This is a genomic window from Undibacterium pigrum (assembly GCF_003201815.1).
In the GTDB taxonomy this organism is placed as follows: domain Bacteria; phylum Pseudomonadota; class Gammaproteobacteria; order Burkholderiales; family Burkholderiaceae_D; genus Undibacterium; species Undibacterium pigrum.
In genome coordinates this window covers 44,362-68,515 of sequence record NZ_QJKB01000003.1, presented here as the reverse complement: position 1 = coordinate 68,515, position 24,154 = coordinate 44,362, and the positions used below count along the sequence as shown (strand labels likewise).

At 50.5% G+C, this 24,154-nt stretch carries 17 protein-coding genes; 11 read left to right on the top strand and 6 right to left on the bottom strand.

The features are described from left to right. Positions 1 to 20: 20 nt before the first annotated feature. The 3 genes from DFR42_RS11180 to DFR42_RS11170 all read left to right on the top strand — a co-directional run bounded on the left by DFR42_RS11180 (position 21) and on the right by DFR42_RS11170 (position 5,090). A complete protein-coding gene (locus tag DFR42_RS11180) occupies positions 21 to 2,972 on the top strand; it encodes a LodA/GoxA family CTQ-dependent oxidase (RefSeq protein ID WP_110255076.1) in 2,952 nt (983 codons plus the stop codon). A gap of 2 nt (positions 2,973 to 2,974) precedes the next feature. After that, a complete protein-coding gene (locus DFR42_RS11175; protein ID WP_245936927.1) occupies positions 2,975 to 4,078 on the top strand; it encodes a tryptophan 7-halogenase in 1,104 nt (367 codons plus the stop codon). A 67-nt stretch (positions 4,079 to 4,145) separates the two neighbouring features. Continuing rightward, positions 4,146 to 5,090, top strand: a complete 945-nt coding sequence (locus DFR42_RS11170) for a hypothetical protein (protein WP_170133489.1) — start codon at positions 4,146 to 4,148, stop codon at positions 5,088 to 5,090. Positions 5,091 to 5,150: 60 nt separating this feature from the next. On the opposite strand, the gene DFR42_RS11165 is transcribed toward DFR42_RS11170, so the two are convergent. Continuing rightward, positions 5,151 to 6,344: a trans-sulfuration enzyme family protein gene (locus tag DFR42_RS11165; RefSeq protein ID WP_110255073.1), complete on the bottom strand. Its 1,194-nt coding sequence runs from the start codon at positions 6,342 to 6,344 to the stop codon at positions 5,151 to 5,153. Beyond that, positions 6,341 to 7,726 (bottom strand): pyridoxal-phosphate dependent enzyme, encoded by a 1,386-nt coding sequence (locus DFR42_RS11160; RefSeq protein WP_110255515.1) that lies wholly within the window; start codon positions 7,724 to 7,726, stop codon positions 6,341 to 6,343. Before DFR42_RS11160 ends, DFR42_RS11165 begins: the two co-directional genes overlap by 4 nt. A gap of 751 nt (positions 7,727 to 8,477) precedes the next feature. Between DFR42_RS11160 and DFR42_RS11150 the strand changes: the two genes are divergently transcribed. From DFR42_RS11150 to DFR42_RS29960, 3 genes are all read left to right on the top strand, one after another. Then, positions 8,478 to 9,065, top strand: a complete 588-nt coding sequence (locus tag DFR42_RS11150; RefSeq protein ID WP_110255071.1) for a TetR/AcrR family transcriptional regulator — start codon at positions 8,478 to 8,480, stop codon at positions 9,063 to 9,065. 223 nt (positions 9,066 to 9,288) lie between these two features. Next, a complete protein-coding gene (locus DFR42_RS11140; protein WP_110255069.1) occupies positions 9,289 to 10,071 on the top strand; it encodes an N-acyl amino acid synthase FeeM domain-containing protein in 783 nt (260 codons plus the stop codon). Continuing rightward, positions 10,068 to 12,095, top strand: a complete 2,028-nt coding sequence (locus DFR42_RS29960; protein ID WP_110255068.1) for a ThiF family adenylyltransferase — start codon at positions 10,068 to 10,070, stop codon at positions 12,093 to 12,095. The genes DFR42_RS11140 and DFR42_RS29960 overlap by 4 nt, the downstream gene beginning before the upstream one ends. Positions 12,096 to 12,226: 131 nt before the next feature. Here DFR42_RS29960 and DFR42_RS11130 read toward each other — a convergent pair whose 3' ends face one another. Next, entirely contained in the window at positions 12,227 to 13,546 is a 1,320-nt protein-coding gene (locus DFR42_RS11130) for an MFS transporter (RefSeq protein WP_110255067.1), read from the bottom strand. An 898-nt stretch (positions 13,547 to 14,444) separates the two neighbouring features. Here DFR42_RS11130 and DFR42_RS11120 point away from each other — a divergent pair. Further along, positions 14,445 to 15,782 (top strand): GH1 family beta-glucosidase, encoded by a 1,338-nt coding sequence (locus tag DFR42_RS11120; protein WP_245936926.1) that lies wholly within the window; start codon positions 14,445 to 14,447, stop codon positions 15,780 to 15,782. A 93-nt stretch (positions 15,783 to 15,875) separates the two neighbouring features. Then, positions 15,876 to 16,625, top strand: coding sequence for a DUF6882 domain-containing protein (locus DFR42_RS29760; protein ID WP_245936925.1), 750 nt, complete (start codon positions 15,876 to 15,878; stop codon positions 16,623 to 16,625). 72 nt (positions 16,626 to 16,697) lie between these two features. Here DFR42_RS29760 and DFR42_RS11110 read toward each other — a convergent pair whose 3' ends face one another. Continuing rightward, positions 16,698 to 17,174 carry a cache domain-containing protein gene (locus DFR42_RS11110; protein WP_110255064.1) on the bottom strand — a complete coding sequence of 159 codons (477 nt, stop codon included), beginning with the start codon at positions 17,172 to 17,174 and terminating at the stop codon, positions 16,698 to 16,700. Positions 17,175 to 17,407: 233 nt separating this feature from the next. Then, positions 17,408 to 19,843 carry a TonB-dependent receptor gene (locus DFR42_RS11105; protein WP_110255063.1) on the bottom strand — a complete coding sequence of 812 codons (2,436 nt, stop codon included), beginning with the start codon at positions 19,841 to 19,843 and terminating at the stop codon, positions 17,408 to 17,410. A gap of 188 nt (positions 19,844 to 20,031) precedes the next feature. Here DFR42_RS11105 and DFR42_RS29875 point away from each other — a divergent pair, with 188 nt between their 5' ends. The 3 genes from DFR42_RS29875 (at position 20,032) to DFR42_RS11095 (ending at position 23,049) form a co-directional block, all read left to right on the top strand. Further along, complete coding sequence (locus DFR42_RS29875) at positions 20,032 to 20,160, top strand: hypothetical protein (protein ID WP_281275156.1); 129 nt, start codon at positions 20,032 to 20,034, stop codon at positions 20,158 to 20,160. A 96-nt stretch (positions 20,161 to 20,256) separates the two neighbouring features. Continuing rightward, positions 20,257 to 21,837, top strand: coding sequence for a tryptophan halogenase family protein (locus tag DFR42_RS11100; RefSeq protein WP_110255062.1), 1,581 nt, complete (start codon positions 20,257 to 20,259; stop codon positions 21,835 to 21,837). Positions 21,838 to 22,026: 189 nt separating this feature from the next. Beyond that, entirely contained in the window at positions 22,027 to 23,049 is a 1,023-nt protein-coding gene (locus DFR42_RS11095) for a LacI family DNA-binding transcriptional regulator (protein WP_245936924.1), read from the top strand. A gap of 109 nt (positions 23,050 to 23,158) precedes the next feature. Here DFR42_RS11095 and DFR42_RS11090 read toward each other — a convergent pair whose 3' ends face one another. After that, on the bottom strand, positions 23,159 to 24,118 hold the full coding sequence (locus DFR42_RS11090; RefSeq protein ID WP_245936923.1) for a phospholipase A: 960 nt from the start codon (positions 24,116 to 24,118) through the stop codon (positions 23,159 to 23,161). Positions 24,119 to 24,154 lie beyond the last annotated feature (36 nt).

Genomic DNA, 24,154 nt, shown 5'->3' with positions numbered 1-24,154 from the left:
TACAAAAAGGGAGACAGTGTATGAGCAAAGATCAAGACCCCATTCCGCCATGTTTTGACCAGGCCAACCAGGCACCAGAGCGCCTGACCGAGATGTTCGTCGGCATTGCGCAAGGGAACCGCATCAGGCTGGGCCAGCGTCCGGCGGAGCGTGCGGTGTTCCGCAAGTTACATGGGGTTGCCAGCGCCAGGCTGGTCATGGAAAAGAAAATACCGGCGAAACTCAAGGTCGGTGTTTTTGCGCATGAGAGCCTGGATGCCTGGGTCAGGTTTTCCAGCGACACCACGCCAACTTCGCCTGACCTGTATTCAACCCTGGGCATAGGTATCAAACTGTTTGGTGTGCCAGGCCCCAAGGCGCTGGGTGATGATGGCGACACTGCTGACTTCATCATGCAAAACTTCCCAGTCTTTTTTGTTGATAATGCCAAGGAGATGGTGGAGTTCACTTATGCCGGTGTGGTCGCACAGGACTATCCCGGCTATCTGAAAAAACATCCCAAGACAGCAAAAATACTGGACCAGATGGAAAAGGTCGAGGGTAGTACCCTGACCACGACTTACTGGGCCATTCTGCCTTTCCAGGCTGGAAAAAAAGAATACGTCAAATACCGCCTGGAGCCGGTCACTCCGCCAGAGAACGTACCAAATGATGAGCGCGATTATCTGGCCGTTGATATGTGCAATCGCCTGGCCAAGCGTGAATACCAGTTCCGCTTCATGGTGCAACTGCGTACCAATCCCAAAACCATGCCGCTGGATGAGGCAACGGTGGAATGGCCGGAATCAGAAAGTCCTTTCATCCATGTCGCTACTCTGATCTTGCCGCAGCAGGATATCAGTGTGCGTGGACAGTCTGAATATGGTCAGGGCCTGGCCTTCAATATCTGGCGCGTGCCGCCAGAGCAGGCACCAGTGGGTTCCATCGCCGAGGCGCGCAAAGTCGTGTATGCAGCAGGCGCAGATGCCAGACATGAAGCCAACGGGCAAAGCCTGCAAGACCCGCGTGAACCGCGCTCCCCGACTGCGGGCTGTCCCTTTCACGCGATAGGCCAAGCAAAGGCAGAGACTGTCGTCAAAGACACCTGCATCGTCAAGGCCGTGATTTACCCGTCCATAGGTGTGGCGCGTGTAGGCACCAGTGAGAAGGAATGGTTCCTTGGGCCGGAAGTGCCTTATCCAAAACCAGAAGCACCAGGCTACTACCGCGATGCCCATAAAAAACTCAAGCGCCAGGGTGCCAGGTTCCGCGTCTATGGCGTGAATGCCAAGGGAGAGATCGTCAAGGAACTCAATGCCGACAATGCCAAGGTAGAATGGCAGGTGCAACTCGCCAATACCAAGTCCGCCTGGTATGGCTTCCAGCTGGCGCTGGATATTCCAGAAGCTGCTTCGGCACCGCAAACCACCTTGCGCAATGCGGCAGTGCCCGACAGGACCATGTTGTCCATCACGCCCAAACAGAGAAAAGTAAGCGGCAAAAAATCCAAACCGCAGCGTTTTGATGATGGCAAATTCATGGGCAAGCCTGTATATCTGGGCGAGGCTTTTACCGATGAACAAGGTCGTTTGATTGTATTGGGTGGGCATGGTGTATCCGCCTCTTACGACAATAGCCGCGCCATCACCTTCGCCAATAATGAAGGCTGGCATGATGATACTTCTGACGGCCCCATCAACGCCACAGTCGTCTATGAAGGTCTGGAATTGATGGTAGAGCCGTCCTGGGTCGTCGTCGCCCCACCGAACTATGCGCCACAAAGAAAATCAGTGCGCACCATGTGGGATTTGATGCGCGATGTCGCCATTACTGCCGGTACTTTGCCCAAGCCTAAACGTCCCAGCTTTACTTTCGACATCCTGCCCCTGTTTGAGCGCCTGAATGGCTTGCAATGGGTGAATGCTGGCTTCAATGCAGGCTTTGGCTGGAAGGGCGCGATTGACCTCACCAGTGCAGATGCTTTGTCGCGTCTGGCCAGCAATAACACCGCCTATGTAGAATTGCGCCGCACCATCGCCAACCAGTTCCGCAATTATGAAGTTGATGCATGGTCACCCAAACCCTGGCCGTGGTTGTATGGCGATGCCATGGCTATCCCAGCAGCGCAAACACCAAGGCAAAATGCTTCGCTGACGGCAACGCAATTGGCGATGCTGATGGAATGGGCAGAAGGCAACTTTGTCGAAGACTACGACCCCGAACGCAAACATGCTGAACGCATAGATCAGGTGCCGCTGGAGCAGCAGGGTGACACACTGACTCAGGCAGCGCTGGACTTTTGCCTGGCTGATGCCTTTCACCCAGGTTGCGAAATGACCTGGCCGGTACGTGCCAGCACCATGTATATGGCGCCGTTCCGTTTTGCCCATGCACTTGATGGCTGGATCGCACCTGGTCTGGGCGAAATACTCACCAGCGATGGCGTCACCATACCAAACGGCCCCTTGTACGGCCAGCAGGCTGGCGGCATCACCCGCTGGATGGCAGTACCCTGGCAGACAGATACGGCAAGCTGCCGTTCCGGTTACGACAAGTCGTATGACCCTTATGTGCCAAGCTTCTGGCCAGCCCGCGTACCTAATCAGGTTTTGACCAAGCAAAACTATGCCGTCGTCATGGATGAGAAAAAGCCGCTGGGTGAAAGGCTGGCCGCATTCGCCAACCGTGCCTCGTGGATCAACCCGCTGGGCAGCACCAGTTATACCGACCAGATCAATAATATGATCCATCATTTTGATCATCTCGGTGTGGTGGAAGTGCATCCCGGTCCATCTGATCATGCACACTTCCCGGCGGAGTTTGAAGTCGAAGACCAGCATATACCTATCGCCGACATGCCTGCACCAAATGCTCAGCATGTCGCACATGATGAGCATGCCAGGGTAGGGGCCGCAGAAGTGACGAATGCTGAATCTGTCGATATCATGACGATAGAAAAAGTACGCCGCTTCCCGCGTGGTTTGCATCGTTAGACGTGGGAACGTTGCAGATAGATGCCTTGGTGCTGGGGGCAGGGCCTGCGGGCTCTGCCTTTGCCCTGAACTTGGCACCGTTTCAAAAAGTAGTCATGCTGGAAGCCGCACCTCCAGCAGCCATGCGCATAGGCGAATCCCTACCAGCTGCAGCAGGTAAGCTGCTGGCTGACATGGGTTTGTATGAAGCATTTTTGCAGCAAGGCCATCAGCCTGCGCATTTGAATATCAGCCACTGGGGCAGTGATCTGGCGATAGAGCAAGATGCCATGCGCAATCTCGATGGACATGGCTGGTATTTGGACCGTCATCGTTTTGATTGCTGGTTGCAGAATGTCGCGCAAGAGCGTGGTGCAGCTTTGCTGAGACAGAGCAAGTTGCTGTCTTTTACACCTGCGAAAAGCAATCCAGAATATTGGGATGCTGTCATCGCCGTGCAAGGCAAGACGGTGCAGGTAGAAACCAGGATGCTGATCGACGCCAGCGGCAGAAAATCACTAATGACACGGCAACTGGGCATAGCCCGCAAAGCCACGGACAAACTGGTGTGCAGCTGGCTGATAGGCAGGGACACTGACAATAGCGCAGGCTCCAGTCACATCAGTGCCGAAGCTGGCGGCTGGTGGTATAGCTCATCCCTGCCAGGTCAGGGCCGCATTGTGGCGTTCTACACCGATGCAGATTTACCAGCAGCGACGGCCTGCAATCATCAGCAAGGGCTATTGCAGCGTCTGCGCCAGAATACGCAATTGTCGGCATGTCTTGATGAATATGGTTTTGTGCCACGGCAGCAGCATGGATACTGTGCTGCCCACACTGCGGTGCTGGAGCAGTTTGCCGGCTCCAATTGGCTGGCCATCGGCGATGCCGCGCTGAGTTTTGATCCTCTATCTTCACAGGGCATTTTTAATGCTTTGTACACCGGTCTCGCTGCAGCAGAAGCTGCGTCTCATTATGATGCTGAGGCACAAGCTGCTTACGTGGCGGAACTGAATTCCATACAGGCAGCTTATCTGCATCATCTGCGAGTCTGGTATCAGCAGGAGCAACGCTGGGCGGACCAGCCATTCTGGCAACGCCGTAATACTTCTTTAACGCCTGCCTGAATTTCCTGGTTGCAAAATTGTAAGCAGACGTGAAGCGTCTGTATGCAATAAAACCCCTGGGCTAGAATTGTCACTTTCTTTGCCTGGGATGCTGTCAGTGTATTATTTCTTGCGATGCATATTATTGTCCATGCTCTTGTTTGTGACTGCCTGTTCCAAGACAGAATATGCCGATACTCTGGAGCCTGATGCGCTAATGAAACTGGTTTTCAAAGGCTGGCAGGCAGATTCCATAGTCAAGCGACCTATATTGAAAATCCAGGACGATGGGTTCAACAAAAATGGCATGTACTTGGCACCTGTCAAAGTATTGAAGCTAGCAGACGACAGGGCGGTCCTGCTGACCAGGGCGATTCCTGAGGACACTGGCAAAATCAGCAGGGATGTACTGGCAGCTTATTGGTTCAAGCGTGATGGTGAAAAATGGTTGCTCGAAGCCAGGCAGGATGACATCGACAGCTTGCGGTCTGTGCAGGAAATCAAAGCAGTAAAAATCATCGAACTGGCACCAGCCAGGCAGGGATTATTGATTGAATATAGTCAATCTCAAAGAGGTGAAACTGATGTACTCGCCAGACTGTATATGCTGAGACAGCATCAGATCACAACTCTCTTGCCTGAAAACCAGGATTTCATGTTGCTCATGAAAGAATTCAATCATGCCGATTGCACCAGGCGTATGAAGAAAGCACCAGGCAAGCCTGAACGTGTGCGTTTGAATGATAGGGAGGGGAGGGATGGTAATTGCCTGGACATACAGGTCAAGCTGGAGCTTAAGCCAGGCAAAGACTTGCCCGGGGAAATCGTATTGAGTGCAAATGCAAAGATGTTTGAGTATCGCGAAATAGAACGTCACGACTTACCCGATGCCAATGGCGAATACTTCACGAGCTATGAGGTCATCCCTAGTGCCCCTCGTTCCACCATGGTATTTCACTATGATGAAGCCAAAGGAAAATATCAGCGAGTCAGCGGTAGTAGAAGTTTTTTACCTGACTGGTATCGCGAGTAAAACATGGCAAGCCCGGTTGTCTATGCCGGGCTTGTCAATTATAGCTTAATCAAAGTTTGATCAAACAGCATCGAGAGCAGACTGCAAATCCTGCCTCAAGTCTTCCACATCTTCTATACCTACTGACAGGCGTATGAATGAATCTGTGATACCCAGCCTGGCTCTTTGCTCTGCAGGAATCGTTGCATGCGTCATGATGGCCGGATGTTCTATCAGGCTTTCTACGCCACCCAGGCTCTCGGCCAGGGCGAATACTTCGCAACGTTCCAGGAAGCGGCGTGCGCCTGCCAGGTCGGTATCGAGTTCTATGGAAATGATGCCGCCAAAGCCATCCATCTGCTGTTTGGCCAGCTCATGTTGCGGGTGGCTTGCCAGACCCGGGTAATAGACCTTCTTGACCTTGGGCTGTTTTTCCAGCCAGCGTGCGAGGTCCAGGCCATTTGAGTTATGGCGTTCAACGCGGATATTGAGCGTTTTGATACCGCGCAAGGCGAGGAAGCTGTCGAAAGGGCTGGCGATCGCACCAACGGAATTTTGCAAAAAGCCCAGACGCTCACGCCAGTCAGCCTGATGTGCTTCGCCACCAACGATGGCAACACCGCCGATGATATCCGAGTGACCATTCAGGTATTTGGTCATGGAATGGACGACGATATCGAAACCCAGTTCCAGTGGACGTTGTACCTTGGGGCTGGCAAAGGTATTGTCAGCCACGGCGATGATATTGTGCTCGCGGCAAATCTTGGCAATGGCGCGCAGATCAGCCAGTTTCAGCATGGGGTTGGTCGGTGTTTCTACCCACAGCATTTTGGTGTCAGGGCGTATCGCGGCCAGCACTTCTTCTGGCTTGGTCATGTCCACATAAGTGAACTGCAGGCCAGCACTGCGTTTGCGCACGCGTTCAAACAGACGGTAGCTGCCGCCATACATATCATCACCGGCGATGATATGAGCGCCACTGTCGACGATTTCCAGCACAGTGGCTATCGCTGCCAGACCAGAGGCAAAGGCAAATGCCTGCGCGCCGCCTTCGAGGTCAGCTACGGCGCGTTCCAGCGCCCAGCGGGTAGGATTGTGCGAGCGGCCATAGTCCAGGCCCTTGTGGACACCTGGGCTGTCCTGCACGAAGGTGGAGGTTGCATAGATAGGCGGCATGATGGCACCCGTGACCGGGTCAGGGAACTGCCCGGCGTGGATGACACGCGTGCCAAAGGCTTGCGGATGGGTAGGCTTCTTGTATTCGGGATAGCTCATGAAAGTGTCCTGCGCATATGGTTAAGGAGGTCAAAGCGGGTAATCAGGCCATAAAACTGTTTTTCCGGCTGTTCGGCTGCAATGATGGCAACCAGGCCGCGGTCCAGTGTTGCGCGTAAAGCAGCGATGCTCGCATCCGGTGCCAGGGTTTCTATCTGGCTGGTCATGGTGTCTTCTACGGCACTGCGGAACAGGCTGGCATCGGCTGATACTTTTAACAGCAGGTCTGATTCATCAATGATACCGATAATCGCGCCATCACGTATGACAGGCAGTTGTGAGATATCGGCACTGCGCATGCGGTTGAACGCCACCATCAGGGTGTCGCTGGCATTGACGCTGATGACGCCGCCTTCATCGTAACGGCGGCTGATGATATCGCGCAGATCGTTATAGTTTTTACGCTTGAGCAAGCCCTGGTCTGTCATCCAGTTATCGTTATACACCTTGGACAGATAGCGTGTGCCAGTGTCACAGACAAAGGTGACAACACGCTTGGGTGTAGTCTGGGCGCGGCAATAGCGCAGAGCTGCGGCCAGCAGGGTGCCGGTAGAAGAACCGGCTAGTATGCCTTCTGCGCGCAGCAGTTCACGTGCGGTGCCAAAGCTCTCGGCATCGTCAATCGTATAGGCATGTTTGACAGAGCTGAGGTCGGCAATGCCAGGAATGAAATCTTCACCTATGCCTTCTACCGCCCAGGAACCGCTGACTTCATTGATATTGCCTGTCTCTACATACTCAGTCAGTATCGAACCTTTGGGATCAGCCAGTACAAATTCCAGCGCGGGCTGGACCTTGTTGAAATAACGTGTCAGGCCAGTCAGCGTGCCGCCCGAACCTACGCCGACGACGATGGCGTCGATTCTGTGGTCAGTCTGCGCCCAGATTTCTGGTCCCGTCGTGGTTTCATGTGCGAGCGGGTTGGTCGTGTTATTGAACTGGTCGGCAAAATAGGAGCCAGGTATCTCTTTGGCCAGGCGTGCTGCATAGTCCTGATAATACTCAGGGTGCCCCTTGCCCACATCAGAGCGCGTGATGTGGACTTCTGCACCCATGGCTTTCAGGTGCAGGATTTTTTCTGTGGACATCTTGTCCGGTACCACCAGTACTACGCGGTAACCCTTGGCACGCGCTACCAGTGCCAGACCCAGACCTGTATTACCAGCCGTGGCTTCGATTACGGTGCCGCCTGCCTGCAGGCGACCTTCGCGTTCTGCAGTTTCTATCATCGACCTGCCTATGCGGTCCTTGATGGAGCCGCCAGGGTTTTGTGATTCCAGTTTGAGGAATAATTCACACAGCCCCGTATCAAAGCGGGTGACTTTGACCATAGGGGTATTGCCAATCAACGCAAGTACTGCGGGATCAGTTTGTTTTGTCATTATTTTTTTCTCCAAGCCTGCATATGATGAATACATGGCTTGTCCATCCTTTGTTAAAGAGGCAGCCATGCTAGCGATACCGGCGGATAAGCCGGAAGTAATTTTTTCATCTATGGATATGCAAAAAATAAACATAGGTGAGCTTGCAAACCATGCACCCTGGATCGCTAAATCAAGCCAAATAGCTGGCAGGGCACTGGATTTAAGTATAGGCCTGGAATAAAGTAATTTGCTTATGTGGCTAATAAATAAACAAAAAAATAAGCAAAAAACAAGCTAGCTATAGTTTTTCTGCTGCGACATGGTGATTGCAAATTGTGTAAGCATTTGTAATGAGATTTCTAGTATCAGGTTTTAACTTGGATATATTCTTGTCGTAAGTGCATCGCTGGCCTGGAATGGGGAATTTAAGCGTAATTCGCAAAAGTTGCACTAAAGTAAGAAGAAGTTGTTTCTGGTCTTTTAGAAAAGCAAGGTGATCCATCATCTGAGAATTTTTCCGGATCATAATTTATCTTCTTGATACGATTATTATTGCCTTTTTATGGCGATTTCTCATCGCGGCTTTTCTGGATTAAAACCTGAAATCGATCCTTCCACCTTTGCAGCATCGCAAAAAATATTGACGTATTCCAACTTTTTAATTAAATTGATCATGCTCATTGAGCATGATTATTGAAAATAATAAGTAATCCTTGCTGTGAATATCAGAATTGCTTCATTTTGTCTTGCCACAGGGTAAAGTGTAGGGATGAATAAGAATTCTCGACAATTACAGAAGGACCAGACACGCATAAGCTTGTTGGCGACTTCAAAAAAACTGTTTCTGGAACATGGTTACGAGGGGACGACCACTCGCATGATTGCAGAATCGGCAGGCGTCAGCATAGGTAGTGTGTTTGTTCATTTTCCAGACAAACGGCAATTGCTGAGAGAAATTTTGCTGGACGATATTACGAATATTCTGCACACAACATCAATAAGCATGCCGGAGCGGGCGGGAGTGGTGGCGGCTTTACTGCATTATGCCGAAGCCATGTACGCCTATTACGGGAATCAGCGTTCGCTCAGTATGGAACTGCTGAAGGATACGATGTTTGATAACCCTGCTTTTTTCCGGCCACTACAACAGGCTTTTATAGGAGAACTGGCAGGGCGCACGGAGTATGACAATATGAAGCTTAATGAAGAAGAATCTGCCGTCATGGCGCAATGCCTTTTCTCTCTCTATCTCGTAACGCTCATAGAGGGTTTGAGTTCGCTCGATACCGGCCCTGGCGACTGGCTCTCCACACTGAAACGACGATGCCAGATCATGATGTCGACACAGTTCAACTAAGAGTCGCTTAAGGGCTGGCCAGGCCTGGCTCTACCAACCACAACCCAAACTGCTTCGATAAATGCAGGCGTAATTCAGCCAGGCTTGACCACGTCTGCTGTAAGCCAATTTGCGATGAAAACCAGTATGCCTGTCCTGGCAGGCCCCGCTGTTTCTGTCGATATTGCAGCGTAGGAGTTTGACTCAGTACTTTCACAAGGTACTTTCATTAAAGGAAGTAAATATGGAAACCTCAACCACGCTCGGTTCCAACACTGTCATCAGCATGCCGCTGGATATAGTGGCGCATGCCGAAGAGAGTGCAGCAGCCGGGAGCAATATCGCGGTATCAGCGAGCGCAACATCTGCGATCAACAACGAATGCAAGATACGTTTGCTGGATAGCTGCCAGCACAAGGAATCAGTCAGTGTGCTGATCAATGACCGTTACTCCTGGCGTGGCTACGGCGCCCCACAGATGGAAGAAGATTCCAATATGCTGACCCTGCAGGCTGCCATTGGAGAAGAGACTGTGGGTACCATCAGCGTTAATCTTGATTCACCCAAGGGATTGAAACTGGATCAGCTATTCAAGAAAGAAATTGATCACATGCGCAAGGAAGGACGTCGCATTTGTGAGTTCACCAGATTGGCCGTTGACAGCGATATCAAATCCAAACGGGTATTGGGAGGCCTGTTCCACGTCGCCGTGATCAATGCCGCACGCGTTCATTCCTGCACGGACATCTGCATAGAAGTCAATCCAAGGCATGTGCGCTTCTATCAGCAGGCCTTGAACTTTTGTCGTATGAGCGGAGTACGCGAGAATGAGCAGATCAAGGCCCCTTCGGTATTGATGAGCATAGAGTTGGACTACTGTGTGAGCCTGGTCCATAAGTTTGGTGGTCAGCCACATCTGGCAAGCACCGAGCGCTCCTTTTACCCGTATTTCTTTTCTCAAGAAGATGAGGATATCCTGCTCCGGCGCCTGATAGGAATACAGCGTAACAAGAAGGGGGCAGCATGAATTCAGTTTGCCCCGAGGCAGCAAGCCAGGTCAGGAACTTTGATTATGAAGAGGCTTTTTCCCGCAATCTGGGCTGGTTGAGCGAACTTGAGCAAGAACAGTTGCGCCACAAACGTGTGGCAATCGCAGGCATGGGTGGGGTTGGCGGCGCACATCTGCTGACCCTGGCCAGACTTGGCATAGGCAGTTTTCATATTGCCGACTTCGATCATTTTGATACCGCCAATACCAACCGTCAGGCGGGGGCGACTCAATCCAGCATGGGCTTACCCAAGGTCAGCGTCATGCAGGTCATGGCGGCGGATATTAATCCTGAACTGGAGATACAGGCTTTTCCGGATGGGGTAGACCTGGGCAATATGGATGCCTTTCTTGATGGTGTGGATATCTATATCGATAGCCTGGATTTTTTTGCCTTCGATATACGACGTCAGGTGTTTGCTGCCTGTTACCGCAAAGGCATACCGGCGGTGACTGCCGCACCTCTGGGCATGGGAACGGCAGTGCTGACTTTTCTGCCGGGCAGGATGAGTTTTGAAGACTATTTCCAGATGCAAGGGCAGGATGAATTCGAGCAAGGCTTGCGCTTTTTGCTTGGGCTTGCACCAGCTCGCCTGCATATGGCTTACCTGGTGGATCCCGGCAGGATACGGCTGGATTTGAAGAAGGGCCCGTCCACCGTCATGGCTTGTCAGTTATGTGCAGGTGTTGCCGCGACCGAAGCACTCAAGATTTTGCTCAAGCGTGGTCAGGTAAGACCTGCGCCGCATGGCGTGCATTATGACGCTTACAGACAGGCATTGAAAAAAACCTGGCTGCCTGGCGGAAATCGCAATCCCTTGCAAAAGCTAAAATTAAGCATCGCCAGAAAAATACTGGGCGCCAGCCTGGCTGCCAGTAGCCAGACTGAGACCAGGGATTTGTCCGCAGTCGAAAAAGTGCTGGAAAAAGCGCGCTGGGCACCGAGTGGAGATAATGTACAAAACTGGCGTTTTGAAATCCAGGATAGTCGTCGCTTCCATATTTATGCTTATGACACCCGCGAGACTGTGGTTTATGATTTTGAGGGGCGACCCAGTCAGATTGCCCTGGGGGCATTGCTGGAAACCATATATATCGCAGCCAGTGAACAAAAATTGCACGCTGTCTTCAAGCGCATGGATGATGAACATGATTTACCAAATGTACGTTTCCCCGTCTATGAAGTGGAGTTGCTGGCAGACCTGTGCCATACACCAGATGGACTAGCGACCTGGATCGAGCGACGTACTGTTCAACGGCGACCCTTATCCACGCGGCCTTTGACGAAAGCAGAAAAGCAGGCGCTGAATTCAGCAGTCGGCAAGGACTTCAGTCTGCAATGGCAGGAGGGCTGGGGTAGTCGCCTGCGCATGGCCAGCCTGTTATGGCGCAACGCAAAAATACGCCTGACCATGCCAGAGGCTTTTCAAGTACACAAAAATGTCATCCAGTGGAATGCACGTTTCAGTCACGATCGCATACCTGATCAGGCCATAGGCATGGATAAGCTGGGACTCAAACTGATGCGCTGGGCAATGCATAGCTGGGCGCGGATCAGCTGGATGAATCGTTACCTTGCAGGCACGTGGTTACCACGTCTGCAACTGGATTTTTTGCCTGGTATCGCCTGCGCAGCACATTTCATTCTGGTAGCCAGAAAGGCCCCGCGCACACTGGAAGACTATGTCGCCGCAGGTCGTGCTTTACAGCGCTTGTGGCTGACTGCCAGTAGCCTGGGCATACAAATGCAGCCGGAAATGACACCCTTGATATTCAACTGGTATGTGCAGGCAGCACAGAATCCCAGCAGCAATCCAGACATCGCAATACTGCTACAGAAGCTGCATGGGGATTTGCAAGCGATGCTAGGAGATGACATATTGGCGCTGGCTTGTTTCATGGGGCGGATTGGTCACGGCAGCCCGGCGAAAGCACGCTCCTTGCGATTGAATATCAGTCAATTGTGTCGGTTGGATGATAGTAGCAAGCGCGGGTCAAGGTAGTGACAATCTGAAAAATACAAATGCCGCACGAGGCGGCATTAAAAGTGGGGGACTTGTTACGTTAAAGCGTGAACGGTTGGGACGAGCCGCTTTTATTTTATTATATTCAGGTATTCAGGTATTCAGGCTACTCACTCCTTTTGGTGGAAGGGCGCAAACCAGCATACTGCAAATGAAGGGATAGTAGCCAGCATGACGAAGATGAAATAATTTGTATAACCCAGCAATTGCTGCAAGTGGCCACTGATGACACCGGTGACCATCATACACAGGCCCATGAGGCCGGTGCCGAAGGCGTAGTGTGTCGTTGTGTATTTGCCGGGTGCGAGTTGCTGCATCAGGTAAATCATGAAGCCGACGGAGCCAAAGCCAAAGAAGAATTTTTCGATGGCAACGCCAGCGGTGATCAGCCACAGGCTTTCTGGCTGGAATATGCTCATCACCAGAAAGCTGGCATTCGGGATATTCACTGCACAGCATAGTATGAATAGCGTCGGTTGCAGGCCACGTTTGGCGACGAACCAGCCACCTAGCAAAGAGCCGAGCAAAACTGCAATCAGGCCATACGTGCCGTAGGTCAGGCCCAGCATTTCATTGGATAGACCCAGGCCACCTTTGCTGACAGGGTCAACCATGAAGAAGGGACCGATTTTTTCCAGGAAACCTATGCTGAGACGGAACAGGAAGGCAAAAGCGATCATCAGCCAGACATCATGTTTCTGGAAGAAAGTAATGAAAGAATCGCGCAAGATGAATAAGGCATCTTTGACATTTGCAGGAGTATTTTCCGCTTTCGCGCCTTCAGGCATGGTGCGTAAATGCCAGGCCGTCATGAGGGCGATGATACCTGCCACTATCAGGAAAATCACGCGCCAGGCATCCATCCAGTCCGCACCAAATACCTTGGGGTCATGATGGAAAAAATCGGTATGCAGTTTGCCACTCAAATAGACCAGGCCACCTGCCGCCACGATGGGGCCGATGTTCCAGCTCAGGCTTTGAATGCCGCAATATAGGGACTGTGCCTTGCTATCGAGCGAGGTCACATAAACGCCATCAGCAGCGATGTCCATCGTCGCACCAAGGAATGAAATGACGCAGAACAGACCCATCAGTATCAGCATATAGTTTGGCAAGGACATGACCAGTGCAACACCGACAAAACCAACGGCAATGATCAACTGCGTGCAAATGACAAAAAATTTCTTGGTTTTGTACATTTCCACAAAAGAGGCGAACAGTGGCTTGATGGTATAGGCGAGAATGAGATAACTGGCATATTCAGCGGCCTTGCCATTGTCCATGCCCATGTTCTTGAACATGATGGCGCTGACGTTGGTCAGCATCATATAGGCCAGCGCCATCGTAAAGTAAGTGGTCGGCACCCAGAACAAGGGTGATTTCCTGGCCGGGCTTGCTGGCGGGATATTGACTTCTGTCTCAGTAATCATGGGCTGCACGCTTCTTTACAAGTGGGCGGCATGCCTGCTGGCTTTCATTCTTGCATAGCCCTTCATAGAGCGATGCTTCAAATGGTGTTCACTTATGTATCTGCTGGTACAGAACCCTCTTTTTTGAGGATATGACCAGTCATGAATGACAAAAGAGCTGACAGGCTGTCTCGTTAATAGTTTTAATTGGAATCAGTCATCATTGTTATGAAAACCTTTTCAAGCGCAGGATAGCATGGATTTTTTAAAGATGAGCAATGCATACGCAAAAAAATTATAAGCAGGCGCACAAAATACCCCGGATTTAAGTGTTTGCTGGCTCTAAGGCAATCACACATGGGGCTTCAGCGAATGAAAGATGGCGCAGGTCTTTGAATTGATATCATGTTGTATTGTTAGCAGAGAACGCGCCGGTTTCATTGAAATTGATTTCAAATTTCATATTGAAAATATTCAGAATATTGCGCAGGGAATTTTGTTTTTTAAAGTGCACACATTATTTTCCCATAGAGAGAGTGTAGTTTTAAAAAGTGAGTCGTTGACAGCTCAGATATCCGGTGATAAATTCCAGTTTGTGAAAACGTTTTCATTTGGCGATGCAATTAATCTTGCTGTCGATTATTTTGATGTTTGAACAGAGATATTGATCTGGCCTCTGATTAAATGTCGGCAAATCATTATTCGTCAAAATATGAAAACGATTTCAATTTTTGTGCGTATTGCAGCTATGCATGGTTTTAGTTCTGCCAGCTATAAAAGGGGGGGGACTTAGCCAATTCTTAGGGAATGCAGTATGAGAATTTATAAAAACAGTATGTATGCTTAATTGTGTGCTTAATGGCGTGCTTAATTACGTACGCCATTACATGCAGAATGCGAATCTATCCAAAAAAAGACCATGACTAATTCATCAACGATGCCCGAGTTTTCCCCTGCTTTTACCTGGGGCGTTGCCACCAGTGCTTATCAAATAGAAGGGGCCGCAGCTACTGATGGCCGCGGTCCTTCCATCTGGGATACCTTCACCCATACAGCTGGTACCATTATTGATGGCAGCACCGGTGATGTGGCTTGTGATCATTATCATCGCTATGCTGAGGATGTTGGCATCATTGCAGGGCTTGGGCTCAAGGCTTACCGATTCTCGGTGTCGTGGTCGCGTGTGCAGCCCCTGGGTTATGGTGACTGGAATGAAAAAGGCTTTGAATTTTATTCCAACTTGCTGGACAAACTGGAAGAACATGGTATCGAAGCCCACCTGACTTTGTATCACTGGGATTTGCCACAGGGCTTGCAAGATCTGGGCGGCTGGCTCAATCGCGATACCTGTTTGCGCTTTGCCGAATATGCGGCAGAAATAGCGCGCCGCTTTGGTCATCGTCTCGCCAGCATCGCTACCCATAATGAACCCTGGTGCACAGCCAATCTTGGTTATGGCAATGCCCAGTTCGCTCCCGGTGTGGCAGATACTGCGCTGGCAATTCAAGTGTCGCATCATCTTTTACTGTCGCATGGCCTGGCCTTGCAAGCCATGCGTGCCATCAATTGCCCGGCCAAACTGGGCATAGTGCTGAACCAATGGCCAGCGACGCCGGCTACCGACTCAGCTGCTGATATAGCCCAGGCAGAATGGGAATATGCACGCTCTGTGCAATGGTTCATGGACCCCATCTTCAAAGGAACTTATCCACAAAAGGCGCTGGACCGCATGGATATGAGCAAGTTTCATGTGCAAGCTGAAGACATGGCGATCATTCGCCAGCCTCTGGATTTTCTCGGGGTGAATTATTATTTCCGCGCTTTTGTCAGTACCGAGACACCGCCCAGGCAGCCTGAGGGAAAGCATGGTTTCAGCGACATGGGCTGGGAAGTTTACCCTTCAGGCATGACAGATTTATTGCTGAAACTACGTGCCGAGTATCCAGCCTTGCCACCAATTTACATCACTGAAAATGGCATGGCAGTTGCTGACAAACTGGAAGATGGCAAAGTGCATGATGAGCAGCGCATCCAGTACCTGCAATTGCACTTCCAGGCCATGCATGATGCAATAGCTGCTGGCGTTGATGTGCAAGCCTATTTTTACTGGAGCCTGCTGGATAATTTTGAGTGGAATTCCGGCTATGCCAGGCGTTTTGGACTGGTGTATCTGGATTACGCAACGCAGCAGCGTACTTTGAAAGACAGCGCATATTGGTACCGCGATTTTGTCAGTGCTCAGTTGCAGGGCAAATGAAATCTTGGGTATTTTTACTGTGAAAAGTAAATAGCCAGATCAGGTTTTTCCTGCTATTTTCAGGTTTTTAAAAAAAGAAAACCTGAATTTCATATGGATGAAGAACTGGAAGAATCAGATGCGCTGGAGTGCGCACAGCATGGCAAGGCGCATGTCACTTATGTATGTGAACACTTGATAAGCCATCCTGTACAAAAATGGCATTCAGACTATCCTGATGCTGAAAACCACTGGCCTGACGCCTGGTGTGCGGCTTGCAATGTGCATTATCTGGCGCAAGGCGGTGAATGGAATGAGCGTAATGAAGACCTGGTGCCTATCAAATTGATGTGTCATGTCTGTTATGAAGGCGCTCGCTCGGCCAGCCTTGCGCGTATGGCTGGCCCGGTCTTCGATGCCTGGGATGCTTTCCTTGATACCTGTTTTGAAGAGCTTAAAACCAAGAATGACCAATTGAACCAGGAGTTTGACCTGGGTTCTCATCAACGCTATGACTGGGATCAGGAAAAAGCCGAATTGGTGTTTTCCAATGGCGGTGTGCCTGCTGTCATTGCAAAGATAGATTTCATTGGTTCATATTCATCGAGGTCAGATACCTGGCTATGGGCCTGGGCCAATTTTCACTTGCTGGAAAATATACGCACTCGCATCATTGCCGTCCGCGATTTTGGTGAGTCGCACGATTACCCTTGCCTGATTACAGCGAAATGGGAAGCAGAAGAAGGAGATGGTTGGGACATGGCAGCAGCAGCAGCCCATGTACTCAATGCAAAGGGGGTATATCGCAGTCCGGATAGAAATGGAGCAAGCTTTCTATTGATACGCGAAATCTGCAAGGCTTGAAGTGCCTGACGCACATCAGGCTGAGGCACAATCAAGTTTGCGCCTCAGCCTGAATATCTTGCATTTATTCTCTTACTTGTAGATACCACAACCTATCAACACATCTCCTACACGTTCTATATAAGTGGATTTTGGTTCCAGTACCTTGGTGGTGGGATTGGGCCATTTGTACTCAACCCAACCCTGACCAGTTTTGCCATTGGCAACATTGAGGAATTTCGTCACGATGGGCGTGCCATCGACATCTTTTAAGTCCAGCAGGTTTTTGCCCACCATCTTGGGATTGGCACCGTGGGCGCGGTTAATGCCATCGCCATTTGTGTTGTACACAAACACATATAAATCTTTAACAACGAATTGCCCGCTGGTATTGTTGAATTCGGCATAGGCTTTTTCCTTGCCGTTTTCTTTCAGGTAGGCAGCGGCTCTTTTCACCAGGGCAACGGCTTCATCAGCACTTCCTTTTTCTGAAGCGACAGTGGGCAGACTGGCTGTCATCAGTGAGAAACCCAGCGTGGCAAGTGTAGCTTTGATGAATAATCTTCGCATCTTGATCTCCTGTCATTGAAATTGTGCAAACGTGGAAGCGCTGTTATCGTCAGGCTAGTATTCATTCTAATGGTGAATTTACATAATGCAATGTTTGTAATTTGCACTTGTGTTAAACAATGCTAAAACGTCTGTTTTCAAGATGGATAAAGAAAACCCCCGGCCACTTGCGTGGACCGGGGCGATTTACATGCTGGCGCTTACTTCTTACTGCTTATGGCCAGTATTGGTATTTAGAAGTCAATGCCAACATTGACACCAAAAGTGCGTGGTGGCAGATACTGCGCCTGCCATGGGCCATTGGCATTCATGGCACTGGTTTTGACTTTATTGTCACCGACATTGCGCACAAAGAAGTCAGCATACCAGCTGGATTTGCCTGTGGATTGATAACGCAGACCCAGGTCAGCACGGGCATAGGCTTCCTGCTTGTCACCTTCACCATAGTTAAAGACACTCAACCAGGTTTCTGTCTCGTAGTGCAGGCTGATGCGTGGTGTCAGTGTGCCTTCATTCAAATGGAAAGTGTGCTGATACAAGACCTGGGCAGAAAATTTTGGCGTATGTGGCATGGTGTTGCCTGACACATCCAGGCAATTACTGATGCCGGGTATTTTACAGGCAGGCAGGGCATAATCATTCGAGCCGCCTACCAGGTTGCCCAGGGTGGCCTTGGCGATGGCAATGGTGACTTGCAACTTGTCATCCTTGCTGAGTTTCGCTGCCAGTTCCGATTCAAAACCATATACCGTTGCGCCATCAGCATTCGATGTCTGCAGACCACGGGTGCCATCTGGTGCGGTGACCGGTGCACTGAACTGGAAGTCCTTGAACTTGCCATAGTAAAGCGCATTATTCCATCGGACAGCGCCACCCAGCAGCGTGCTCTTGGAACCAAGTTCAAAGTTGGTCAGGGTCTCCGGTCCATAGGTTTTGCCGCCATCTTGCAAGCCACCCGATTTATAGCCAGTGGAGATGCTGCCGTACACCATATTGTCTTTGTCGAGGTCATGCGAGATGCGTAACAAGCCTGTCACCTTGTTGCCACTGTAACTGCCATCATTGAAAGAGTAGGGTGCAAAGTTGGAGTTGGCAAAAGCCGGATTGACATTCGGTGTAATCGCCGCCTGGCTAAGCTCAGGCTTGCCGGAAAAGCCATAGCCGCGACCATCGACATTCGTACGCTTGTCCTGGGTGTAACGCAGGCCACCGGTGATATGCGTATCATTGCTGGCATTCCAGGTTGCCTGGCCAAAAGCAGCAGCGGTTTCTACAGTTTCTTTGGGCTGGATAAAAGAACCCTGCCAGCCCACTGTACCCTGGTAAGTGCCATTCAGGATGGGAATATCAAAACGGATATCATTGGTTTCAGAGCCATAGTACAAGCCCAGTTGCCAGTCTATATCACGTGTACCCATGGACTGCAGTTCTACCTCATGACTGAAGTTTTTATAGTTCGAGGAAACCGTATTGTTTGCCTGCATGCTGCCGCCAGAGGTAAAGCTGGTTGGTGCATTGGCGCCGCCATCCTGATCAAAGCGCGAAGAACCACTGAACTTGGAATAGCCGCCGATGTAAGTCAGTTGCATATCCTTGTTGATGGCATATTCTATGCGGCCACGAATGGCATCGCTGTCGCGTTCTGTGTAGGGGGCTGTATCGATCAGGGCTGACCAGTGATTTTGTCCGGCACGTGGCGTTTGCAACAAGTTCATCGATGGAGTGCCACGGTCTATGAATTTCTCATAGGACAGGTCGATCTTGGTAGCGGCGTTTGGTTTCCACAGCATGCTGATACGTGCAGCAGTCTGGTCTTGCGCACTGTATTTTGGGCCATCCTGTACAAACAAGGCATAGTTGATCGGCTGGAAAGGAACTACCGTTCCACCATTTTTGAGGTAAGTGGCAAATGCTGCTTTCTGGCTATCCAGTGACAGCATGCTGGGGGCCTGATAGTCCACATAGCCATCATGTTTTTCATGGGCGAATGCGAAGCGAAGAGCCAATTCACTGCTGACTGGAATATTGAAAGCACCACGACTGCCAAAACGTTTATAACTGCCCAGGCCGCCTTCTACAGAGCCAGAGCTTTCGCCGATTTTTGGTTTGGCAGTCTGCATATTGACTGCGCCAACGGTGGCATTACGCCCCCACAAAGTACCTTGCGGGCCGCGCAATACTTCTATGCCTTCCAGGTCAAACAACAGGGAAGTTGCGCCCTCAGGGCGGGGTGCATAGATGCCATCGATGAAGATCGCCACTTCAGGATCTGCATATTCTGTTTTTGCACTGTCGTTACCAATGCCGCGCATGGTCATGGTGATGACTCCATGGTCGCCCTGGCCAGTCGCTTGAAAGCCTGGCACCAGATTGACGACGTCCTGCACATTTTGTACATGCGCATCTTCGAGTGCCGCTGCATTGATGGCTGTGATCGCCACTGGTGTTTTTTGCAATGAAGTGGCACGTTTGGTGCCCGTGACGATTACTTCAGAGATGGTCGAACTTTCTTTGTCAGTTTTGGTTTGGCTGGCGGTCGAAGTAGCGGGGGCTGAGGCTGGCGTCTGGGTTTGCGCCTGGGCTGTGCCGACACTGGTGATCAGGGTAAAGATCGCCAGTTGTATAGGTGTGATAGCGACCTTCCGGGTCGCAAGATTACGGATTTTCATATGTCTCCTGTTACAGGTTGGATTGGTTTTTTTAATTTGATTAAACCATGACGTTTTTGAAAACGTTTTCTTATTAGTGTTTCTTGTATTTACTTTTGAAACCGTTTTCATAATACATAAAACTTGAATTCTGTGTCAAACATAAAATGATAACGTTTTCAAAATGTTGTAATATAAGTCGGATTGAAGTGAAAACTGCAGCGCAGTTGGTCGTCCCTTGCCTGGATTTGTCGGCAATAGGCCAGACATTATCACTGACTGACCAGCATGTTTTCATTGCGTTTTACCTGGCATCGCCACTGCTATTGCCTGAATAATGCGTACCGGAAATTGCTACTGAAATACGATTGCACACCATGCTATTTACGCTGAACCTTCGCTGAACCTTCGCTGAACCTGAGGAGCTTGCTCAAATGAAAGCCGTGAAAAATGTATTGATCGTAGGTGGCGGTACAGCCGGCTGGCTGACTGCATGTTTTATGGCCAAACACCTGTCGTCAACGAGAGAGCGTGAGGGCATACAGATACGCCTGGTTGAGTCAAAAGACATAGGCATCATCGGGGTCGGGGAGGGTAGTTTTCCTTCGATACGTGGCACCCTGGCAGCGATAGGTGTAGACGAGGCACGCTTTATCAAGGAATGTCATGGCACCTTCAAACAGGGCATACGTTTCGATCATTGGGTCAGGCCTGCAGGCAGCCCCGGTGCTGATCACTATTTTCATCCCTTCAGTCATCCCAGCCAGCGTGGGCCGGAATTATTGCCGTACTGGCTGAAAGGCCTGGCTGCGCGCGATGGTCAACAGCCAGCCTTTGCTGATGCAGTGACCATGCAAAAATGCATAGCAGATGCTTCACGAGGGCCCAAGAGATTTGCCGACAAAGATTTCCTGGGGCCAATGAATTATGCCTATCATTTCGACGCTGGCCGTCTGGCAGCATTATTGTCTGAGCACGGGCAATCACTGGGAGTGAACCGGATATTGGGAACAGTAGAGCATGTCCAACTGGATGATCAAGGTGCAATTGCAGCCGTGCACACGCAAGATGGCCAGGTGCTGGCGGCAGATTTGTTCATTGACTGTACAGGTTTTAGTGCAGGCCTGATAGGCAAGACGCTGGGGTCACCATTCAAGTCTTTGAATGATGTGCTGTTTGTTGACCGCGCCCTGGCTTTGCAAGTGCCATATGCAAAGCCGGACGCGCCTATACCTTCTTATACTATCTCCAGTGCGCAGGAAGCAGGCTGGATTTGGGATATCGGTTTGCAGGAAAGGCGCGGCACAGGTTATGTGTTTTCCAGTCGCCATACCGACGAGGCAAGGGCAGAGCAGGTCTTGCGTAACTATATAGGACCTGCGGCAGATGGCATGACACCCAGGTTGTTGAAGCTCAACGTCGGTTATCGCGAAACCCAATGGATAAAGAACTGTGTAGCCATAGGCTTGTCGGGTGGTTTTATCGAACCGCTGGAGTCTTCTGGCATAGGCTTGATAGAAACGGCAGCGTATTTGCTGACTTATCTGTTCCCGTTCAATGGTGAGTTTGATGCTGTCGCGACGCAATTCAATCAACATATGAAAGCGCGCTACGAGCGCGTCGTTGATTTTGTCAAAATGCATTTCAGCCTGAGCCAAAGAACAGACTCTGCATTCTGGCGTGATAACAGGGATGTGGCTTCCATACCAGAGAGTTTGCAGGAAAAGCTGAAGATGTGGAGTTGCCGACCACCGCACCGCATGGACTTTATCGCAGACCTGGAAATGTATCCGCCATCAAGCTGGCAGTTTGTTTTGTATGGGATGGAGTTCCAGACCGATATGGCGAATAATAAATTTGTCTATCCGCAAGATCAGGAGGCTACACAGGAATTTCAGATGATAGCCCAGATGGCGCAACGCGCCCTGGCTGATTTGCCTGACCATAGAAAACTGGTTGAGCACTTGTGCAGGGCGGCGTCTCCGCTTCCTTCAGCGCTGGCAAGACAGGCTTGAAAGTGAGCCAAACGAACGCAAAAATATCGCGATTGTGTATGTTTGAGTACAGAGCTGATACTTAGCAGGTAGAGCCACTGCGCACGCGCAAAAATCCATGTTATGCTAATTGTGAAAAGCTTTTCACTGAATTGTGAATACGTGTTGTAAATACTAAATAAATAATTACCCAGCTTGGGAAGGCATTGCGTGGTTGACAGAATAAAAAGTAAAAATGAACCGGTGACCTTGTTGGATGTTGCGCGTGAGGCTGGGGTATCACCCAGCACGGTATCTCGCATCCTGAATGGCACCGCCAAGGTCTCTGATGACAAGCGCAAGGCTGTCGAAACTGCCATTGCAGAAATGAAGTTCGAGCCCAACCAGCTGGCGCAGGGGCTAAAGAGTGGTCGATCCATGACCATAGGCATCGTCGTACAGGATATTTCCAGCCCCTTTTTTGATGAAACCCTGCATGGGGTCGATGATGGCTTGAAGGGCACAGGCTATGCATCGGTAATCGTCAGCGGACACTGGAATGCGGATGAAGAAGCTTCCCGCATCAAGCTTTTGCTGGCGCGCAAGGTGGACGGCATTATCTTGCTGTCTGGCCGTATCGCTGATAAGAAAGTGCTGGAATTTGCCCTCGATAAACCCATCGTCGCGACTGGTCGCAGCCTCAATAGCAAGACTGCGGTCGGCTTCAAGCTCGACAATGTCCATGGCGCATATCTGGCAGCCCGGCATTTGATCGAGTTGGGGCACCGGCGCATCGCCTTTGTCACTGGGCCGGCCAATAATACAGATGCTGCAGAGCGGCAAGAGGGCTATCAAAATGCCCTGCGTGAAGCCAATATCCCCTTTGAAAAAAATCTGGTGGCTGAGGGTAATTTTCATGAGGCAAGTGGCTTGCTGGCAATTAACCGCTTGCTGGAAACCCAGCAACAATTCAGTGCTGTGTTTGCCGCCAACGATCTTTCTGCTTATGGTGTGAGACTGGGACTATACCGTAAGGGGATACGTGTGCCGGAAGATATCTCCCTGATAGGTTTCGATGACTTGCCCAGCTCACTGTATACAACGCCACCACTGACTACCATACACCAGCCGCTGTACGACATGGGGCTGCTCGCTACCAAGACCTTGCTGGGTCTGATAGCGGGTAATGAAGTCGATACGACTTTGCCTGGCTTGGAACTTATTGCCAGGGAAACCACCAGACGGATGCGTTAAGGACGGCGCGCTGGACATATCTTTACGGCTGCAAAACATGCAAAAGATATGTCTGCATGGCTGTTCATCTGTAAATCATGCACAGCCATGTAGAGATAACACGCAGCAATCAGAAATCAACCATGAATCCCGCACCGATTGATTTTTGCGAATAATTATAATCAATCAGGCTTTGACCATATCCCGAGAACATTTGGAAATAAGCCTTTAGATTGGTCGTAATAGGCATGGCCAGGCTGGCTTGCAATGCACCATGGCCGGTATTGAAATTGCGGCGTGCGGTCAGGGAAAATTCGCGCCCGCCTTTTTCGCGATAGTTGACATGTATATCGCCATGTCCCATGTAATCAATGATGTCGATATTGTCGTTATCTGACCTGGCGTTATCCAGACGACGCCAGACTCTGGTGCCGAATGAGAAATTGCCGTGTTCAACACCCAGCTCAGCATAGACGCGGTTCCAGCTGCGTGACAAAGTCGAGGTCTGACCATTAGACTGATGTACCAGACCAAAATTAAGGTAGCGGATATTGAAGTCACCCAGGCTTTTATTGATGGGGATCATTGCCATGACTTCTGGCTGGTAATTGGTCTCGCGGAAAGGGCTGGATGCACTGCGGTTATACGCCTGCCAAAAACTTTGCTGGGTGTAGGCCACCCACACATCAACAGGCGAGTTACCCACTTCTTCAGCCAGTTTCATTTTCATGCTCAGTTGATAAGTCAATTCCACATGCTTGGATTTGACGCCGGCAGGCGTGAATTTCTTGAACGGCTCGTCGTTTGATGCATTGCTGTAATTTGCCACCAGCAGATAATTATCATGATGAGGCCGAAACACGAATTTGCCGCGCTTGGATGCCTCATCGAGTTCCCAGCGTTGCACCATGCGCGACATTTCGGGGGCAGTTTCTGGTGGCTTTTCAGGTGCCACAGTCTCTTTCTTGTCTTGCAGAGCTTCTGCCTTGGCAATTGGTTTGTCAGCCTCCACTGGGGTAGATGCTTTGGCCAGGGCATCAAAGCAACTGAGACGGACGCTCGCATCGCCAAGCACGGAGCAACGCAACATCTGTTGCTCCATCTCGCTAGCCTTTGCCTGGGTAAA

Bases quoted from the DNA above. Each gene is read 5' to 3' on its own strand.
- DFR42_RS11180 (WP_110255076.1), top strand. From the start codon at position 21: ATGAGCAAAGATCAAGACCCCATTCCGCCATGTTTTGACCAGGCCAAC.
- DFR42_RS11165 (WP_110255073.1), bottom strand. From the start codon at position 6,344: ATGAGCTATCCCGAATACAAGAAGCCTACCCATCCGCAAGCCTTTGGC.
- DFR42_RS11160 (WP_110255515.1), bottom strand. From the start codon at position 7,726: ATGACAAAACAAACTGATCCCGCAGTACTTGCGTTGATTGGCAATACC.
- DFR42_RS11110 (WP_110255064.1), bottom strand. From the start codon at position 17,174: ATGCGAAGATTATTCATCAAAGCTACACTTGCCACGCTGGGTTTCTCA.
- DFR42_RS11130 (WP_110255067.1), bottom strand. From the start codon at position 13,546: ATGATTACTGAGACAGAAGTCAATATCCCGCCAGCAAGCCCGGCCAGG.
- DFR42_RS29760 (WP_245936925.1), top strand. From the start codon at position 15,876: ATGGATGAAGAACTGGAAGAATCAGATGCGCTGGAGTGCGCACAGCAT.
- DFR42_RS29960 (WP_110255068.1), top strand. From the start codon at position 10,068: ATGAATTCAGTTTGCCCCGAGGCAGCAAGCCAGGTCAGGAACTTTGAT.
- DFR42_RS11150 (WP_110255071.1), top strand. From the start codon at position 8,478: ATGAATAAGAATTCTCGACAATTACAGAAGGACCAGACACGCATAAGC.
- DFR42_RS11140 (WP_110255069.1), top strand. From the start codon at position 9,289: ATGGAAACCTCAACCACGCTCGGTTCCAACACTGTCATCAGCATGCCG.
- DFR42_RS11100 (WP_110255062.1), top strand. From the start codon at position 20,257: ATGAAAGCCGTGAAAAATGTATTGATCGTAGGTGGCGGTACAGCCGGC.
- DFR42_RS11090 (WP_245936923.1), bottom strand. From the start codon at position 24,118: ATGTTGCGTTGCTCCGTGCTTGGCGATGCGAGCGTCCGTCTCAGTTGC.
- DFR42_RS11120 (WP_245936926.1), top strand. From the start codon at position 14,445: ATGACTAATTCATCAACGATGCCCGAGTTTTCCCCTGCTTTTACCTGG.
- DFR42_RS11105 (WP_110255063.1), bottom strand. From the start codon at position 19,843: ATGAAAATCCGTAATCTTGCGACCCGGAAGGTCGCTATCACACCTATA.